Below are 16096 nucleotides of genomic sequence, written 5' to 3' on the forward strand. Positions count from 1 at the left end.
ACAAGGACACCATGACCCCGCAGCACCCCGCACGACGGCGGCGCACCGCACGCACGGTCGGAGCCGCCACCGCGGCCCTCGCCGCGATCGCCGCCACCACGATGATCGGCTCCGTCCCCGCCGCCTCCGCCGAGGAGGCACCGCTCGTCACCTCGGCGACCACCGAGTGGCAGTACCTGGAGGACGGGTCCGACCCCGCCGCCGGGCAGACCGACCGCACCGCCTGGACGACGGGCGCACTGCCCACGGGCGACTGGAAGACCGCGAAGGGGTCGTTCGGTGCCAAGAACGGCGCGGCGACCGGCATGGGCGGCGGGCACGCCGTCGACACGCTGCTCGAGCAGTACCTCGCGGACGGCAAGGACGTCCCGACGTACTTCTTCCGGACCTCGTTCGAGGCCGACGCGACCGACCTCGCCGCGTGGAAGTCGCTCACCGCCGAGGTCGTGTACGACGACGCGCTCGTCGTGTACGTGAACGGCACGAAGGTGGCCGGCTTCGAGGACGGCGGCGTCACGCAGAACGTGCAGTACGCCGGAGACAACGGGTCGGACCCGGACACCAGCACGTTCTCGGTCGACGCCGCGCTCCTGCACGAGGGCGCGAACGACATCGCGGTCGCGCTGTACCAGGGCCGTTCGAACAGCTCGGACGTCTACTTCGACATGCCGTCCCTGACCCCGGTGGACGCTGCGCGACCCGCGACGATCTCCGACGTCGTGATGACGATCGGCGCCGACGCCTCCTCGCGCAACCTCGCCTGGTACTCCGACTCGGCAGCGGCCGAGGGCGCGCAGGTCGTCCCCGCTGCGAAGCTCGTCGACGGCGCCTTCCCGACGACCGGCGTCACCAAGGTCGCCAGCACCTCTGGCACCGCCACCGACGGGCAGCAGTACCACCACGCCACGCTCGCCGGCCTCGCGCCGTCGAGCGAGTACGCGTACCGCGTCGGCAGCGACACCGACGGCTGGAGCCCGGTGACCACGTTCCGCACCGGTGACGGCGACGGCGACTACTCGTTCCTGTTCATCGGCGACGCCCAGATCGGTGCGTCCGGCAACGCGGCCTCGGACACCGACGGGTGGAACGACACGCTCGACGTCGCCGAGCGCGCCTTCCCCGACTCGGAGATGGTGTTCTCCGCCGGTGATCAGGTGAACACGGCCTCGAACGAGGCCCAGTACGAGGGCTTCCTCTCGCCCGACCAGCTGCAGCGCATCCCGCTCGTGACGAACATCGGCAACCACGACGTCGCGAGCCTGGCCTACGAGCAGCACTTCAACCTGCCGAACGTCAGCGCCGAGCACGGCAAGCCCGACGCCGCGCGCGCCGGCGGCGACTACTGGTTCGTCTACGGCGACACGCTCTACATCTCGTTCAACTCGAACGACATGGACGACGCCGGCCACGCGGAGTTCGCGCGAAAGGTGCTCGCCGAGCACGGTGACGAGGCCCGCTGGAAGGTCGTCACGTTCCACCACTCGGTGTACAGCACGGCCTCGCACGCCGACGACTCGGACATCATCACGCGTCGCGCCGACCTGCCGCCGGCACTGAGCGCGCTCGACGTGGACCTGGTGCTCATGGGCCACGACCACGTGTACGTCCGCAGCTACCTCATGAGCGGCACCACCCCGACCGGTTCCGGTGAGCCGGCCGCCGAGGTCACGCCGTCGGGCGACGAGGTGCTCTACGTGACGGCCAACTCGTCGTCGGGCAGCAAGTACTACGACATCAAGCCGGGTCCGTTCGACTTCGCGGCGGTGCAGAACCAGGAGTACACGCCGAACTTCACCAACGTCGAGGTCTCGGGCGACTCCATCGCGATGACGACGTACCGGTCGGAGGACCTGTCGGTGGTGGACGCGGTGACGCTGCAGAAGCCGGCCGAGCCGACGGACCCGTCCGAGCCGACCGACCCCGGCACCGGCCCGACGGACCCGTCCGAGCCGACCGACCCGGGTACCGAGCCCGGCGACGAGCCCACCGAGCCCGGCGAGCCCGGCGACGAGCCGACCGCTCCGGCCGACGACGCTCCCGTCGCCGCCGACCTGTCGACCCTGACGGAGGCGACGCACACGCTGCGGGTGGACGCCGTCGACGTCGAGGCCGGCACCGTCACCGTGACCGTCCCCCGCGCCCTGGCCGGTACCCCGTTCGACTGGTTCGTGCACTCGGACGCGGAGTACCTCGGTGACCTCGCGAGCGACGACGACGGCGTGCTGACGCTCCAGCTGCCGGTCGACCTCGCGTCCGGCACGCACACCCTCGTCGCCCAGCGCGCCGACGGCAGCGTCGCCACGTGGGCCACGTTCGCGTTCGTGATCGACCCGGTCACCGGTCAGCCGACCGGCGAGCTCGCCTTCACCGGCGCCGACGTCCTGCCGCTCGCCGCGGGCAGTGCCCTGGCGATCGCCGCCGGGCTCGGCATCGCCCTGGCTGCCCGCCGCCGGCGCGTCTGACGCGACCACCCACGGGAGGCACGGTGCGGGTCGGACCCGCACCGTGCCTCCCGTGCGTCCGTCGCCCGGACCCCGCCCCTGTGTGCCGGGCGGGCATGGGGCGGCGCGCGCCGGGCGGAACCGGGCGTACCGGGCAGGAACGGGCGTACCCGGTCGACCAGGACCACCCGGTACGCCCGATCCCACTTCCCACCGCACGCGCGATGGGAAGGATCGGGCAGGAGCGACCGCGCGGTCCCGCCCGCAGCACGCGCGGGCGGGACCGGCGGCGTCAGCGCGGGATGACCGAGAAGAGGAAGCGCTTCCGGATCATGTACCAGACGAGCAGGATCAGCAGCGTGTGGGCCGCGAAGCCGATCCAGCCGTTGTACCAGTCCACGCCCGGGATCGAGGCGATCGCCAGCGCGAAGAAGACCTGCCACACGAACACGTAGAGGCTCGCCTGACCGATCGGGATCCAGAGCCAGCCGAGCACCGTCGCGATCGGCTTCCAGAACACCGTGAGGATCGCGTACGACACGATCGCGAAGAACGCGATGTCGACGAGCCGTCCCCACTGCAGGTCGACGCGCTGGTACGCCGTGTTGTACAGGGTGTCGTACATCGATGCCGGGAACGGCACCGGCGTGAAGCCGAAGTGGTTGCCGGCCCAGACGTAGACCAGGAACAGGGCGTACCCGGTGATGCCGATGCCGATCAGCACCTTGCCCAGCCGGCCGGTGAGCGCCCCGATGACCTGTCGTCGGTAGTACCCGAGCACGAGCCCGTGCGTGAAGACGACCTGCCAGGTGAGCAGCGGGAAGACCGACTCGAACTGGGAGTTCAGCGGCCGCAGCTCCGGCACGAGCGCCTGCAGTGCGTAGAGGCCCCAGCTCACCACGAGCAGCGCCCACCAGAAGCCCCGTCGGACCACCCACATGCAGAGCGGGATGAAGAGGCTCAGCACGACGAACAGCCCCATGATGTTGAAGGGCCACGGGCCCATCTCGAGCAGCAGGAACTGCCGGATCGCGAACCAGGGCGGCGGGTAGGCCAGCAGCTGCATCGCGTTCGGGTACAGGTCGTAGACCCGGCCCTCCGCGACGACACCACCGGTGCCGGTGCCCCGGTCGGTGAAGGTCGTGATGGCGTCGGTGTTCAGGAACGGCACGAAGCTCAGCGCGAAGACGACCAGGATCACCGCGAGGGTGACGACGTACTGCTTCCGGGCACGCTTCCACGCACCGACCGCCGCCACCCACTCGCCGAACTTCTTGATGGCGAACGGGTACGTCATGCCGAGCACCATGCCGGACAGGAACACGAACATCTCGGCACCCGTGATCGCGCCGACCGCGTGCAGCGTGATGTACGAGTACGGGCCGCCGATCTCGATGTGCGTGATCACCACCGCCAGGATGATGAAGCCGCGGAACAGGTCGAGCCGGAGGTCACGCCCGGGCTTCCCGTCGTCGGGGTACCGCCAGCTCGGCAGCAGGCGTCCCACGATCCCGCTGAGCAGGAACGCCGCCGCCAGACCGAACGCACACCAGACGATCCACGCCATCTGGTCGCCGCCGGTCTCGTACTCCTGGCTGATCGCGGCGGCGCCGTCCTGCGGGGTGACCCGTTCAGTGACGGGACCGTCGACGAAGTGCCGCGACTGCTCGAGGTCGGTGCGGAAGGACCCGGCGATGCCCGGCACCGCGGTGTCCCGCCAGTCGGCCACGCGGTTGCCGGCCTCCGGCTCGCGGCGGTTCGTCTCGAGGAAGGTCACGGCCCGCACCTCGGGGCGGTCCTGCACGGCGGCGATCACCTGGCGCCACCAGGCCTGCTTGATCGCCAGCTCGTCGGCGCCGCGCAGCGAGTGGTCGTAGAGCGCGCCGGTGTCGAGGACCATCGGGCGGTCCTGCCCCTGCGCGAACCGCTCGGTGAACGAACCGGCGGTCTGCGGCTCCTCGTAGCCCCAGGTCTCGTCGAAGCGGGCCTCGACCTCGCCGGCCTCGGGCAGCTCGTTGCTCGTGAGGGGGACGTCGCGTCCGGCGGCCTCGGTCGCCTTGCCCTTGCCGAAGGAGAACATCGACAGGCCGACCCAGTCGACGCTCCTCGCACCGGGCCAGTACGGGCCGTAGGGGTCGTCGGCGGCGGTGAGCCGGCCGTCGCCGTTCGTGTCGAGCCGCGCCACGTCGGCGTCGGTCAGGTCCTCCAGCCGTCCGGCCGACTCGCCGAACGGGTAGCCGGCGCCGTAGGACGGCGACCACACCATGGCGGCGTCGGAGTCGCCCGCGTGGACGGCGGCGGCCAGGGTCCGGAAGGCCGAGACGAACGCCGTCGGCTGCTGCCCCCACTGCACCCACGTGCCGTTCATCTGCGGCGCGAAGCGGACCAGCAGCTGGGTGTCGTACTGCTCGTGCACCTGCTGGAACAGCCGGTTCGCGGTGCGGGCGTCGGCCCGGGTCAGGGTGTCGAGCGCGCGCGACGGCTCGAGGCTCACGGCGAGCACGGCCCCCTGGGCAGCGGCGGCACGGGTGGCGCGCAGGAACTCCTCGCGGGCGCTGCGGTCGAACGGGTACTCGATCTCGACGCCGTACACCGAGGGCACCGCACCGAGTCGTCCGGCGTAGCCGTCGGGGGCGTCGGAGCCCCAGTCGAGGTCCGGCCCGAACCACGCCCGACCGTCGGCCGGCAGCAGACCACCGGAGGGCGACCGCGACGACGACGCGGCGGGTGCCGACGACGCAGACGGCGACGCGGCGGGTGCCGACGACGCGGACGACGACGACGACGCGGACGGCGACGGCGACGCGGACGGCGCCGTCGAGGCTGCCGACGCCGGCAGTGCTCCCCCGAGCAGCAGCGTCCCCGCCACCACGACCGAGGCGACGACCTTCGCCAGGGCGCCCCTCACCGGCTGCACGCCAGCGTCCAGATGTTGTGCCCGCCGGTGTGCTCGTGCTCGAGCCGGTCGAGCGCGGCGATCGCGAGCGCGAGCCCCCGCCCGCTCTCCTCGTCGGCATCGGCCATCGTCACCGCCGACAGGTCGACGTCGGCCGGCATCCCGTTGTCGGTGAGCACCGCGACGAGTTCGTCCTCGGTCGCGCAGAGCTCGACGGCGTAGCGCCGCCCCGCGACCTGGTCACGGCGACGCGTGTGCTCGACGATGTTCGCCGCGACCTCGGCCAGCGCGGTCTCGAACGAGAACCGGAGCCGCACGTCGTCGATCCCGAGCGAGTCCCACCACGCGCCGAACCGGTCCTGGACCTCGTCGAGGGACGCCGCCACCGCGGGCACGTCGAAGGTCAGGTGGTGTTCGGTCACAGCGGGCCTCCTGCCGTCGAGGAAACGTGCTCGGACTGCACGGTGCCCGATCCGGGTCCCCGGTAGAGCACCGCGCGGACCACGATGCTGAAGATGAAGAGGTCGAAGACGACCCAGGCGGTGTTGACGAGCGGCGCAATGCCGGACGCCTGCCCGGTCAGGTACCGGATCCCGATGAGCACGAGGGCGGCGACGAGCGCCCCCATCGCGATGAGCTGCGGCTTCACGAGGTCCCACCGCGGCTTCTGCTCGGACTCGTCGCGGACCTTCGGCGTGACGCGGAAGCCGAGCGGCTTGCCCCGGAACACGTTCTCGAACGCGCTCGTGACGGACTCGATCCAGACCGGGAACAGCGCGAGCGAGTACTGCTGCCCGCGCCACGTCGGTCTGCCCGCCGCCACCACCCAGAAGAGCAGCTGGTTGAGCACGAGGAACGGGATGAGCCGTGCGAAGAAGTCGACGCTGTAGGCCTGCACGGGCACCACGCCGAACGACAGGCACAGCACCGGTGCCGCGATGTAGACGATCGCGGCGAAGCCGGACAGGTAGCTCCACATCGTCGAGAAGTACATGAGGCGCTGCCCCCACGACAGGCCCTTCTGCACGAGTGGGTTCTCGCGGAAGAACACCTGCATGGTGCCCTGCGCCCAGCGGAGCCGCTGCACGAGCATGGTCGGCAGGTCCTCCGGTGCCAGGCCCTTCGCAAGGATCTCGTCGTGGTACGCCGACTTCCAGCCGAGCCCGTGCAGGCGCATCGCGGTCGCCATGTCCTCGGTCACCGAGATCGTCGCCAGCGGCATGATCGGCTGTGCCTCGTCGTCGCGGTTGACGTCGAGCGCGCGGGCGAGGACCGCGATCGACTCGATGGCGGCGACCGGCGAGGCCTCGCGCCGCCCGAGCACGTCGAGCGCCGCGTCGTCGAGCCCGGCGAAGGTGTCGGCCTCGGTCGACATCGCCGCGAGCTCCTGCAGGTCACGGCGCACGGACTCGAGGTCCGCGGCGGCGAAGCGGTAGGCGATGGCGTCGATGCCGCGCTGGAAGTCGTAGGTGACGTCCCCGAGCGGCTCGCCGCGGTCGATCTGGTCCCGTGCACGGTCGACGACCTGCTCGGCACCGTCGAGCGCCTCGAGCACCCGCGGGTCGGTCTCGGTCTCGCGGGCCCGGGCGAGGAGCTTCCGCGAGGTCTTGATCGTGCGTTCCACGGACTCCTCGACCTCGCGCACGTACCGCGTGACGCCGAGCTGCATGAGCGCCTCGCGCCGGAGGATCGCGTTCGACCCGCAGAAGAACGCGGCGTTCCAGCCGTCCTTCGACTGCTGGATCGGGCCGTAGAACAGCGGGGCCTGACTGCCGAGCAGGTCGGCGTCCGGCACGTTCTCGAACCACTGGGGCGTCTGCACGAGCGCCATCCGGTCGTCCTTGAAGTACCCGAGGGTCCGGTCGAGGATCGACGGCTCGGGAACCTGGTCGGCGTCGAGGATGAGCAGGAACTCGCCCTGCGTCGCCAGGAGGGCGTTGTTGAGGTTGCCGGCCTTCGCGTGCCGCGGGCGGTCGACCCAGTCGGCACCGCGGGTGATGACACCGATGCCGAGCGACTCGGCCGCGGCGCGCATCTCGGGCCGGTTGCCGTCGTCGAGGATCCAGGTGGCGTGCGGGTGGCTGATGGCCTTCGCGGCGCGGGCGGTCCGCACGACCAGGTCGACCGGCTCGTTGTACGTGGTGATGAAGACGTCGACGGTGACGTCACCCGCCGGCTTGGTCGGCGGTTCGCCGCGCTCGCGGAGCCGCCACGCACCGAAGGCGAAGAGGAGCGAGTCGATCACGCTGTACGTCTCGGCGAGGATCAGCGGCACCGCGATCCACCACGAGTGCCAGTTCACCGACGCGGCCCAGCGCCACACGATGTAGTTCACGCCCGCGATCGACGCGAGCAGCGCGACGGTGCGCACGGTCGCGAGTCGACGGGGCGAGGTGCCGGTGGTGAGTCGGCGACGATCCTGACGGCTGACGTCGAGCGCGGTCATCGGCGTCCTTCCCTGCTGCAGCCGGACAGCGCTGGTGAGTGCGCTGCGTACAGGCCTGTCTACCGCAGGCGCTGCCCACCTGTCAGCCCGACGCCCCGATCTGGGGACCGGACCCGCGAGGAGTCGGCGCTGTCCGACCAGTCCGAGCCGTCGGCCGGGAGGCGCGGCGCGGCCCCGGCGCGCCGCCCGCGTCCCCGAGGGCTCGCGTCAGCGCCGGCCCCGCCCGGCCGGGACCGGCGTCAGCCGTGCCGCGGCTTGCGGGCCGGACGGTCGTCGCGGTCGTCGCGACGCGGACGGTCGTCACGGTCGTCCCGACGCGGACGGTCGTCCCGGCGGGGACCGCGGGGTCCCCGGTCGTCGCGGTCGTCGCGGTCGTAGCGGCGCCCGCCACCGCGACGGTCCGGCTTGATCTCGATGAGCTTCCCGCTGATCCGGGTGTCCGACAGCCGGTCGAGCACGCCGCGGTCCATGTCCTCGGGCAGCTCGACGATCGAGAAGTCCGGCCGGATCTGGATCGCGCCGAAGTCGTCGCGGCGCAGGCCACCCTCGTTCGCGAGCGCGCCGACGATCTGACGCGGCTCGACACGGTGACGACGCCCGACCTCGATGCGGTAGGCGGTCATCGGCTGCGATCGGCGGGGACCGCGGTCCTCGCGCCCGCCGCGGTCGTCGTCGCGGCGCTCGGCACGACGGCCGTCGCGGTCGACCTGGCTGCGCAGCTGGTCGTCGGCGGGGTCGAGGAGCAGCGGGTCGTCGCCCTGCGCCACCACGGCGAGCGCCGCGGAGACGTCCTCGGCGGGGACGTCGTGGTTCCGCACGTAGTGGGCGATCACGTCGCGGAACGCCGTGATGCGGTCCTGCTGCTCGAGCGCCGCGGTGATCGCGTCGTCGAAGCGGGTCAGGCGCGTCTCGTTGACGTCGTCGATGGTCGGCAGCTGCATCTGCGTGAGGGGCTGCTTGGTGTGCCGCTCGATCGCGGAGAGCAGACGGCGCTCACGCGGCGTCACGAAGCTGATCGAGTCGCCCTTGCGACCGGCGCGACCGGTGCGGCCGATGCGGTGCACGTAGGACTCGATGTCGACGGGGATGTCGTAGTTCACGACGTGCGTGATGCGGTCGACGTCGAGACCACGGGCCGCGACGTCGGTGGCGACGAGGATGTCGAGCTTGCCGGACTTCAGCTGGTTGACCGTGCGCTCGCGCTGGGCCTGCGCGACGTCACCGCTGATGGCCGCGGCGGCGTACCCGCGGGCGCGGAGCTTCTCGGCCAGGGTCTCGGTCTCGCTCTTCGTGCGGACGAAGATGATCATGCCCTCGAAGTCCTCGACCTCGAGGATGCGGGTCAGGGCGTCGACCTTCTGCGGGTAGGACACCATGAGGTACCGCTGCGTGATGTTCGCGGCGGTCTTCGTCTTCGTCTTGACCGTGATCTCGGACGGGTCGGTCAGGTACTGCTGCGAGATGCGACGGATCTGCGCGGGCATCGTCGCCGAGAACAGCGCGACCTGCTTGTCGTCCGGCGTCTCGGCGAGGATCGTCTCGACGTCCTCGGCGAAGCCCATCTTGAGCATCTCGTCGGCCTCGTCGAGCACGAGGTACTTCAGCTCGGACAGGTCGAGCGTGCCCTTCGCGATGTGGTCCATGATGCGACCCGGCGTGCCGACGACGACGTCGACGCCGCGGCGCAGTGCCGACAGCTGCACGCCGTACGCCTGACCGCCGTAGACGGGCAGGACGTGCACGTGCTTCATGTGCGACGCGAACTGCTCGAACGCCTCGCACACCTGCAGTGCGAGCTCGCGCGTCGGCGAGAGGACGAGGGCCTGCGGCACCTTGCTGCCCGACTCCATGCGGGACAGGATCGGCAGCGCGAACGCAGCGGTCTTGCCCGTGCCGGTCTGCGCGAGGCCGACGACGTCGCGCCCCTCGAGCAGCGTCGGGATCGTCGCCTCCTGGATGGCGGAGGGGGTCTCGTAGCCGATGTCCCTGACGGCCTTGAGCACCGCATCGCTCAGGCCGAGGTCGGCGAAGGTCACCACGGGCCCCTCGTCGGTGGTCTCGGTGGTGGTGGCGGTGTCCGTGCTCATGCGGAAACGGTACCTCGGACGGCGGACGCCCGCTGACGCGGGCGGGCGATCGGTGGACGGACGGGAGGCGCGTGGCGGGCCCGCCACGCGCCTCCCGTCCGTCCCGCAATTGGTTGCATTCCGGAACCATCGAATGTATCGTTGCGCGGTCTGCAAAGTTACACAGTACGAAAAAGGAGTTCGATGACCGCCACCGCACCCGTCTCGGTGCAGCCCGGCCGCCACGGCGCCGGGGCCGACGCGGCACCCGGAGCGTCCAGCGCGCCCGGCCAGCAGCCGCTCATGACGCACCGCCAGATCCTGCTCGTGATCTACGGCCTGATGGCGGGCATGTTCCTGTCGTCCCTCGGCCAGACGGTGTTCGGCACGGCCATCCGCACGATCGGCGACGACCTGCACGGCCTCGACCAGCAGGCCTGGGTCACGACCGCGTACCTGATCACGTCGACGATCGCGACGCCGATCTACGGCAAGCTCTCCGACATCTTCGGCCGTCGACCCCTCTACATCTTCGGCATCGTCGTCTTCATCCTCGGCGCCGTGCTGTCCTCGATGTCCACCTCGATGCTCATGCTCGCGGCCTTCCGCGCCGTGCAGGGCATCGGGGCCGGCGCGCTCATGTCGCTGCCGCTGGCGATCATGGGCGACATCCTCGCCCCGCGTGAGCGCGCGAAGTACCAGGGGTACTTCCTCGCCGTGTTCGGCATCTCCTCGGTCATCGGACCGCTCATCGGCGGCCTGCTCGCCGGCTCGTCCGAGATCCTCTGGATCACCGGCTGGCGCTGGGTGCTCCTCATCAACGTGCCCATCGGCGTGGCCGCGCTCATCATGGTGATCGTCTTCCTGCACCTGCCGAAGGTGCACGGCACGGGCGACAAGCCGAAGGTCGACTGGTGGGGCGCCACGGCGGTCATCGTCACGCTCGTCCCGCTGCTGCTCGTGGCCGAGCAGGGCCGCACCTGGGGCTGGGGCTCCCCCGCCGCCATCGCCAGCTACGTGATCGGCGCGCTCGGCCTCGTCGCCCTGCTGCTCGTCGAGTCGAAGATGGGCGACGCGGCGATCATCCCGCTGAAGCTCTTCCGCTCGGGAACGTTCTCGATGGCGACCGTGATCGGCTTCCTGGTCGGCTTCGCGATGTTCGGCGCCATGCTGACCATCCCGCTCTACCTGCAGATCGTCGTCGGCCTGACCCCGACCGAGTCCGGCTTCGCCACGCTGCCGCTCGTCGGTGGCCTGATGATCGCGTCGATCACCTCCGGTCAGATCGTCGCCCGCGTCGGCCGCTACCGGATCTTCCCGGTCATCGGCACGTTCCTCGTGTCGGCCGGCTACGTCGTCCTGACCTTCATGTCGATCGACAAGCCGCTCTGGTTCCTCATGATCGGCATGTTCCTGATCGGCCTCGGGCTCGGGTCGGTCATGCAGTCGCTGACCCTGGCCTCGCAGGGTTCGGTCGAGGCGCGGGACATGGGCGTCGCGACCAGCTCGGCCACGTTCTTCCGCCAGATCGGCGGCACGCTCGGTACCGCCGTGCTGCTCTCGATCCTGTTCTCGGTCATGCCGAACAACATCCTGTCCGCGACCGCGAACCAGGCCGACCTCAAGCCGGCGCTGTCCGCCGCACTCGACCCGTCCGTCGCGAGCAAGCCGGCGAACCAGGGCGCGATCGAGAAGATCTGGGCCCCGATCACGACGCCGCTGCAGCAGACCGTGCAGTCGCGGCTCGACGACGCATCGGCGCAGGCGAAGCAGGCTGCCGACCAGGCCGTCACGCAGCAGGTCACCGCGGCCGTGCAGCAGCAGGTCACGGCGGGTGCGGTGCCCGCAGCCGCGGCGCAGGGGATCATCGACCAGCAGGTCGCGGCGGCCACCCCGGCTGCCGAGTCCGCTGCCCTGACGGCGGTCGCCGACCAGGCCCACGCCAGCGTCCAGGACGGCACCGTGTCCGTCGACTGGTCGGACGCCTCGCAGCGCTCGTACTGGGTGGACGAGCTCACGCCGGCCCTCGCGAAGGAGATCGGGAAGGGCGGAGAGTCCGACTCGGCCGCGACGAGCACGAACGACACCTCGTTCCTCACCGGTGCCGACAGCCGCCTCACGCGGCCGTTCATGGCGGGCTTCAACGCCTCGTCCGTGACGATCTACTGGGTCGGACTCGGCGTGATCCTGCTCGCCTTCGTCCTCACCTGGTTCTTCAAGGTGCCGCCGCTCCGCCAGCGGTCGGCGCTGCAGGAGCAGCACGACGCGGCCAACGGGGCGTCGTCTGCCGACGAGGACGGCTCCGCACCGTCGGCCCAGGCCGACCTCGAGGCCCGCGCCGGGCTCGCAGCAGCCGAGGCCGGATCGTTCACCGGTCCGATGACCGGCTCCACGCCGACCCAGCGTCGGTGACCCTCGGCCGCCCGCACCCCGCCCGGGGTGCGGGCGGCCTCCCCGTGCCGGACACGTCCGGCAGGACGACCCGGGCCACCGGTGGACACGGTGGCCGCCCAGCAGTACAGGAGTGCACGTGAGCACCACAGCAGCACCGGAGCCGGCCACCGCGCCGTGCACGCTGCGCGAACGCAAGAAGCAGCAGACCCGGCAGGCGCTCCACGACGCCGCCCTGACGCTCGTCTCCGAGCACGGCCTGGACGGCGTCACCGTCGAGCAGATCTGCAGCGACGCGGACGTCTCGCCGCGGACGTTCTTCAACTACTTCACGTCCAAGGCACACGCCGCACTCGGACTCGACACGGTCGAGGTCCCCGAGTGGGCGGCCACCCGGTTCGCCGCCGCCGACGGCCGGCTCGTCGACGACGTCTGCGCCCTCATCGCCGGCACCGTGCCCCTGTCGCAGGACCGCCGCCGGATGAAGGAGCTGCTGGTGCTCCGCCCGGAGATGGCCCCGATGGTGATGCAGTGGATGGCCGAGTCACGGCAGTCACTCCTCGCCACCGTGTCCGCACGCACCGACGAGCAGACGGCGCGGACGGTCGTCGGCCTCGTGCTGTCCGCCCTGTCCGAGGTCGCCCACCGCGACACCGTCGGTGACAGCGACGAACTGGCGGCACGACTGCGCGTGGTCGTCGCCGAGATGGGCGCACTCGCCTCGGCCTGAGCGATGGGCCGCGCCGCCGTGCGGGATTGCGGGATCCCGCGCCGCTGCGTGGTTCCACAGCCGCCGTTCGGCAACCCGCAGGAAGCCCTCAGGCGGGGTCGATCCGGCCCTACGCTCGCAGCACCGGACGTACCCGATGTCCGGTCCCGGTGCAGCCCACCCGACGCACCGGGGATCCGCGAGGAGCACCGATGAAGTCCGTTCCGAGCTGCCGTTCCCTGGCGCTCATCACCGCAGCGACCGGCACCGTGCTGGTCACCACCGCCTTCGGCGTCCTGCCCGCGACCGCGGCCACAGACGTCCCCGAGCCCGTGTCGGCGTCGACAGTGTCGTCGCCGTCGGCACCGGACACCGTGACGACCGGCACCGCAACCGCCGTGCCGTCGACCGACCAGGGCGGCGCCGCAGCCGCTCCGGTCACCGTCCCGTCCACCCCCGCCGCGGTGTCGACCGAGGCCCCTGCTCCGACCGCGACGGCCACGACGACCGCGACGACCGCGACGACCGCACCGGCGACTCCCGCGACCCCCGCCGCGCCCGCCACCGGCACCGGCACCGGCACGACGGCCCCGCCGGCGACGCCCGCGGCTCCGGCACCCGCGGCGTCGGCGCCCGCCAGCGCCTCCGCCTCCGCCTCCGCGCCGTCCTACAGCGAGGGCACGAGCGAGTCGTCCCCTCGCGTCCTGCCGACAGTGACCGCGGGTGGCACGGTCGCCGCCGACCTCCGCGCGCAGGACGCTCGCGGGGCGACCTACACCCTGACCGAGACGGACGGCAGCCCCGCGCGGCTCAACGAGGGACTGACCTTCCGCAACGGCTTCCTCCGCGGCACCGCCACGGTCGCCGGGACCTTCACCCTCCGGGTGACCGCGACCACCGCGGGCGGCACCGCCACGCAGTGGATCCGGCAGACGGTCGAACCCGCCGCGGTCGTCGGCGTCGGCGTCGTGGTGCACGGCGTCCCCGCCGCGGCGGACGGCTCGTACACCTGGGTCGAGGGCGACCAGACCGGCAGCCCGATCCCGATCGCGGTCGTCCCCGGTGGCTCGATCACGCTCGTGCCGTGGACCATCGACGCCCACGGCAACACCGTGCAGGTGACCGACCGCGCCCAGGTCTGGGCGAGCGACGACGCCGACCGGGTCGAGCAGGGTCCGGACGGCTTCACGGTGACCTTCGCGACCGCGGCGACGCACACCGTCTGGGTGTCGGTCGACGGCGTCTGCGCGGAGTTCAGCGTCGCGGTCGCCGACGAGCCCGCGGGGCCCACGACCCCGACCGAGCCGACCACGCCCGCCGACCCCACGCCCGCGGAGCCGACGCCCGCCGACCCGGCGCCCGCCGCACCGGTCGACACGACCCCGCAGGACGGCGGCATCGTGCCCGTCGTCCGGGTGACGCCGACCACGAGCGACGCACTCGCCCCGGTCGCGACCAGGACGACGCCGGCGCACGCGCTCGCGTACACCGGTGCCGACACCGCGGCTCCGATGGGCTGGGCCGCCGGGCTCCTCGCTGTCGGAGCGGCGCTGCTCGGCCTCCGTCGCGTCCGTCGGTCCCGCCACCGCGCCTGACACCCGCACGGCCGCGAGACGCCGCCGACCGCACGGGACGCCGCCACTTCCGGCGGCGTCCCGCCTGGTCGGCGGCGTCTCGGCGTCCGGGGCGGTGCAGCCCCGGTCAGACCACCGACCACCCGCCGTCGCTCGGCAGCACCGCGCCGTTGACGTTCGCCGAGTCGTCGCTCAGGAGCCAGGTGATCGCCGCCGCGAGCTCCTCGGGCTGCGCAACCGGCGGGATCGTGACCTGCATGACCGGCCCGACGCGCGACGCCGCGTACTCACTGCGCATCGGCGCCTCGATGTTCGTCGCGACGGCGCCCGGGGCCACCGCGTTCGCGCGGATCCCCTGCGGGCCGTGGAAGAAGGCGACGCTCTTCGTGAAGCCGGCGATCGCGTGCTTCGACGCCGTGTAGGCGGCACCCGCCGCGGACGCCCGGAGCGCCGCCTCCGAGGCCACGTTCACGATCGCGCCCTTGCCGGCGCCGATCATCCGGGGCAGCACGGCCCGGGTCAGCCGCATCGGACCGGTCACGTTGACGCTGAACACCCGCTCCCAGGTGGCGTCGTCGACCTCGCTCGGCGGCAGGAACGCGTCCATGATGCCGGCGACGTTCGCCAGCCCGTCCACGCGGTCGCCGGCGGCGGCGAGCACCGCGTCGATGGTGTCGGCTGCGGTGACGTCGCCGACCACCGTCTCGAGTGCGGCGGACCCGAGCTCCTCGCGCAGGGCGTCGAGCCGCTCGGCGACGACGTCGGTGGCGACCACGCGGCCGCCCTCGTGCACGATCCGGGTCGCCGTGGCGCGTCCGATGCCGGAACCCGCTCCGGTGACGATGATGGTCCTGCCGGTGAACCGTCCGGCCGTGGTGTCGCTCATGTGTGCTCCTCGTCGAGTGTGCGCTGCCTGCGCGACACAGTTGTAGCACTCAGTGCCGAAAGGACGCCATGGGGACTCCCGCAGCCGACCAGCCCGGACGACCCCGCACGACCGGCCGACCACGCACCATCGACCCCGAGGCCGTGTCGCTCGTGGCTCTCCGGATGTTCGACGAGCGGGGGTTCGACGTCGTGTCGATGGACGACGTCGCCGAGGCCGCCGGGGTGAGCCGACGCTCGCTCTTCCGGCTCTTCCCGACCAAGGCCGACCTGGTCTGGGGCGGACTCGCCGAGTTCTCGCAGCGGTTCACCGACGAGCTCGACGCACGGCCGGCGGACGAGCCGTCCCGGGACGGCCTCCGCGCCGCGTACCGCGCGGGCGCGACGTTCCCGGCGGACACCGTCGAGACCACACGGCACCGCCTCCGCGTCATCCGGGCGAACCCCGGCCTGGCTCCGGGTGGCGCCGAGGCGCAGGCACGCCTGGCCGCCACGATCGTGCGGTTCGTCGCCGACCACGACGGCGCGCGACCGGACGACCTCCGGGTCGCGGTCCGCGCGAGCACGCTCGCGGCCGCCGCCCACGCCGCCCTGGAGTGGTGGGCGCAGCAGGACGGCGGCGATCCGGCCGACGCCGTCGACCGCGCCCTCGAGATGACCTGACCCTGGTCAGCGGGTCCGGTCAGGG

General features: G+C 71.9%; 10 protein-coding genes. 5 read left to right on the forward strand and 5 right to left on the reverse strand.

Annotated features, from left to right (window positions below; translation table 11 throughout):
- The first annotated feature begins 11 nt into the window (after positions 1–11).
- Positions 12–2462 (forward strand): FN3 domain-containing metallophosphoesterase family protein, encoded by a 2451-nt coding sequence (locus H7A69_RS01980; RefSeq protein ID WP_182045511.1) that lies wholly within the window; start codon positions 12–14, stop codon positions 2460–2462.
- 271 nt (positions 2463–2733) lie between these two features.
- On the opposite strand, the gene opgC is transcribed toward H7A69_RS01980, so the two are convergent.
- From opgC to H7A69_RS02000, 4 genes are all read right to left on the reverse strand, one after another.
- Complete coding sequence (gene opgC, locus H7A69_RS01985; RefSeq protein WP_182045512.1) at positions 2734–5358, reverse strand: OpgC domain-containing protein; 2625 nt, start codon at positions 5356–5358, stop codon at positions 2734–2736.
- Positions 5346–5759, reverse strand: coding sequence for an ATP-binding protein (locus H7A69_RS01990; protein ID WP_182045513.1), 414 nt, complete (start codon positions 5757–5759; stop codon positions 5346–5348). Before H7A69_RS01990 ends, opgC begins: the two co-directional genes overlap by 13 nt.
- Complete coding sequence (locus tag H7A69_RS01995) at positions 5756–7783, reverse strand: glycosyltransferase (protein ID WP_259346030.1); 2028 nt, start codon at positions 7781–7783, stop codon at positions 5756–5758. Before H7A69_RS01995 ends, H7A69_RS01990 begins: the two co-directional genes overlap by 4 nt.
- A 239-nt stretch (positions 7784–8022) precedes the next feature.
- Positions 8023–9870 carry a DEAD/DEAH box helicase gene (locus H7A69_RS02000; RefSeq protein ID WP_182045514.1) on the reverse strand — a complete coding sequence of 616 codons (1848 nt, stop codon included), beginning with the start codon at positions 9868–9870 and terminating at the stop codon, positions 8023–8025.
- A 183-nt stretch (positions 9871–10053) separates the two neighbouring features.
- Between H7A69_RS02000 and H7A69_RS02005 the strand changes: the two genes are divergently transcribed.
- The 3 genes from H7A69_RS02005 to H7A69_RS02015 all read left to right on the forward strand — a co-directional run bounded on the left by H7A69_RS02005 (position 10054) and on the right by H7A69_RS02015 (position 14544).
- The gene (locus H7A69_RS02005; RefSeq protein ID WP_182045515.1) at positions 10054–12261 is read left to right on the forward strand and encodes an MDR family MFS transporter; all 2208 of its coding nucleotides are present in this window, start codon (positions 10054–10056) and stop codon (positions 12259–12261) included.
- Positions 12262–12379: 118 nt separating this feature from the next.
- Complete coding sequence (locus H7A69_RS02010; protein ID WP_069712549.1) at positions 12380–12970, forward strand: TetR/AcrR family transcriptional regulator; 591 nt, start codon at positions 12380–12382, stop codon at positions 12968–12970.
- A 191-nt stretch (positions 12971–13161) separates the two neighbouring features.
- Positions 13162–14544, forward strand: coding sequence for a hypothetical protein (locus H7A69_RS02015; RefSeq protein WP_182045516.1), 1383 nt, complete (start codon positions 13162–13164; stop codon positions 14542–14544).
- Positions 14545–14650: 106 nt separating this feature from the next.
- On the opposite strand, the gene H7A69_RS02020 is transcribed toward H7A69_RS02015, so the two are convergent.
- On the reverse strand, positions 14651–15409 hold the full coding sequence (locus H7A69_RS02020; RefSeq protein WP_069712547.1) for an SDR family NAD(P)-dependent oxidoreductase: 759 nt from the start codon (positions 15407–15409) through the stop codon (positions 14651–14653).
- Between the two features lie 68 nt (positions 15410–15477).
- On the opposite strand from H7A69_RS02020, the gene H7A69_RS02025 reads away from it, so the two are divergent.
- Positions 15478–16071 carry a TetR family transcriptional regulator gene (locus H7A69_RS02025; RefSeq protein WP_182045517.1) on the forward strand — a complete coding sequence of 198 codons (594 nt, stop codon included), beginning with the start codon at positions 15478–15480 and terminating at the stop codon, positions 16069–16071.
- Positions 16072–16096: the final 25 nt, after the last annotated feature.

The sequence above is a fragment of the Curtobacterium sp. ME26 genome (assembly GCF_903970945.1).
Lineage (GTDB): Bacteria > Actinomycetota > Actinomycetes > Actinomycetales > Microbacteriaceae > Curtobacterium > Curtobacterium citri.